This window comes from Frankia sp. CoWAU3 (genome assembly GCF_977971855.1).
On sequence record NZ_CDWWXB010000208.1, the window covers coordinates 1 to 2,627 of the forward strand.

The 2,627-nt window shown below is 68.3% G+C and carries 2 protein-coding genes; both read left to right on the forward strand.

What is annotated here, in order from left to right:
- Positions 1-708: 708 nt before the first annotated feature.
- Complete coding sequence (locus AC08ON_RS15375) at positions 709-1,599, forward strand: class II glutamine amidotransferase (protein WP_476608183.1); 891 nt, start codon at positions 709-711, stop codon at positions 1,597-1,599.
- 167 nt (positions 1,600-1,766) lie between these two features.
- On the forward strand, positions 1,767-2,627 hold an 861-nt coding region (locus AC08ON_RS15380), incomplete at its 3' end, for an LLM class F420-dependent oxidoreductase (RefSeq protein ID WP_476617214.1).

Genomic DNA, 2,627 nt, shown 5'->3' on the forward strand with positions numbered 1-2,627 from the left:
CACACCACGCGACCTTCGCGCAGCCCTGGAGGGGGAGTGACGTCTTCATGGTCCCGCGGTTCCGGGGGGATCGAGGGAAACTTAAGGTAACGAATTGGTACGGACATCCCGGTCGGTGCCCGGAGTGGCGGTCGTACGGGTGGCCGGACACGGTTGCGGTTGTCGCCCGAGCAGGATCCGACAGTCAGGTAAGGGTTGATCATCGTGCGGTCTGACAGGCCGTCTGATCACGTGATGTGGTGCAAATTTACGGAAAAAACGGGATGCAATGGTCGCTTCGATCCGGATGTGTCACCGTTAGTGGTCCCAGGCGGTTGTCGGGTGACGACTCGGAAAGTTGATCACGGCGGGGCCGGCGGGGTGCGGGGAACACCGCCTTGCCCGTCGGCACTATGCAGCGTCCCGGCGGGCACCCGGCCAGTGCCCGGACGGGGTCCGGGTGCCGTGCGACCTCTGCTCGGCGGCCCTCACGGCGGCCCTCACGGCGGGACCGATGCGCCAGCAGGCCCTTGACGGGTTGACGAAAGCGGATTCGCGTGCAGATTCGTCGGCATGTCGCGGGCGCCGGGGCGGGGGTAACGTTGCCATTTTCGCTTCGGGGAATCGACCCGGCCACCGCTCGGTGGACCCGCGTCTGGGACGCGGGAACCAGTAGCGTCCTGGCCGGCGCAGTACCGGAGCCGTCGACATCGGCGAGGGAGGGCGTAGATGTGTCATCTGTTCGCGATGAGCAGCGGGCCGACGAGGGTGCAGGCGACTTTCTGGCTGCTGGATGCGCCGGACAGTCCCCGGGCGGCGACGCTGCGGACCCCGGAGGGGGCTGGCTTCGGCGGATTCGACGCCGAGGGCACCGCGTGGGTGGTCAAACAGGTCATCCGGAACCGGGCCGACACGGCATTCGCCCAGGAGCCGCAGCAGGTCACCTCCTCGACGTTCGTCGCGCATGTCCGGCACGCCTCCACCGGCCGGGCCTGCGAGGACAACACCCATCCGTTCGTTCGAAACGGGCGGATCTTCGCGCACAACGGCGTGATCGAGGGGCTGGACAAGCTGGACGCCGAGCTCGGTACGGCCGGTCTCCCGGTCCTCGGTGACACCGACTCGGAACGGTTCTTCGCCCTCGTCACCCGCGAGATCGACGCCTGTGACGGGGACGTCGGCGAGGGAATCGCATCCGCCGCTCGTTGGGCCGCCGAGAACCTGCCGCTGTACTCCATCAACATGATTCTCATCACGGATCGGGACCTCTGGGCTCTGCGGTATCCGGACACCAATGGCCTGTACGTCCTTCGGCGTGGCCCGGGCGGGCGCAACGAACGCCACCTTGATCACGCGAGTCCGTTCAGCGAGATCCGGGTCCGCTCTCTCGACCTGCTCACCAAGCCCGCGGTCGTGGTCGAGAGCGAGCGGATGGACGAGGACCCTCGGTGGCGGTTGATGGAGAGCGGGGAGCTGCTGCATGTGGCCGCCGATCTCACCGTGACCTCTCGGATCGTGTTGGACGGGCCGCCGGTTCACCAGCTGTCCCTCGACGAGCTGCGGCCGCAGGCCGCCGTGTCGCAGACCACCGCGGTGCCCGACCTTCCTCTGTCCGCGTGATCATTCCGGTCCCTGAATCCCCTGTATCCCCTGATCCGCCCATCCACTGAACTACCGATCCACAGATTCAACGAACCGGCCGACATGCCGGGCGTGCGTACGGGGTAGCAGACGTGATGGGGTAATGGCACGGACAGTGGCAGTTCCCTGCGCGGAAGGGGCTCGTCGTGGTAGCAGAGGTCGGCAGGATCGGGTTGTGGGCAACCGAGCGGCAGTGGCCGAAGGATGTCCCGGCCCGGGCGGAGATCGCGGCCGAGGTGGAGGCCCTCGGCGTCCCGACGGTATGGATCGGCGCGGCCAGTGGCGATCTTGAACTCGCGGCCGCGATCCTGGACAACACGGATCGGCTGGTGGTCGGTACCAGCATCCTCAACATCTGGACCGAACCGGCGGACGTCGTCGCCGATCATTACGCCATGCTGGCGAAGGCGCACCCCGACCGGATCCTGCTCGGGCTCGGTGCCGGCCACAAGGAGCTGGTGGAGAAGAGGATCGACCGTCGCTACGAGCGTCCCGTCGACGTCCTCGTCGACTATCTCGACACCCTCGACGAGCTGGGCGTCCCGCGGGCCGGCCGGGCGCTGGCCGCTCTCGGTCCCCGCGTGCTGGGGATCGCCGCGCAGCGCACCGCGGGTGCCCTGCCCTACCTCACCACCCCCGAGCACACCCGGCGCGCCGGGGAGCTGCTTGGCCCGGACGCGCTACTCGCGCCCGAGCAGATGGTCATCCTCGACACCGATCCGGCTCAGGCCCGGGCGGTCGCGCACGACACCCTCGCGTTCTACCTGAAGCTGCCGAACTACGTGAACAACCTGCGCCGTCTCGGCTTCACCGAGGACGATCTGACGGGTGCCGGCTCGCGGCGCCTCGTCGATGCCGTGGTGGCCTGGGGCGATGTGGACTCCGTGCTAGCCAGGGTCGCCGAGCACCATGAGGCCGGTGCCGATCACGTGGCCATCCAGGTGCTGACCTCCACTCCCACCCGGCTCCCGCGCGAGCAGTGGGCCCGGCTGGCGCCGGTCATCGTC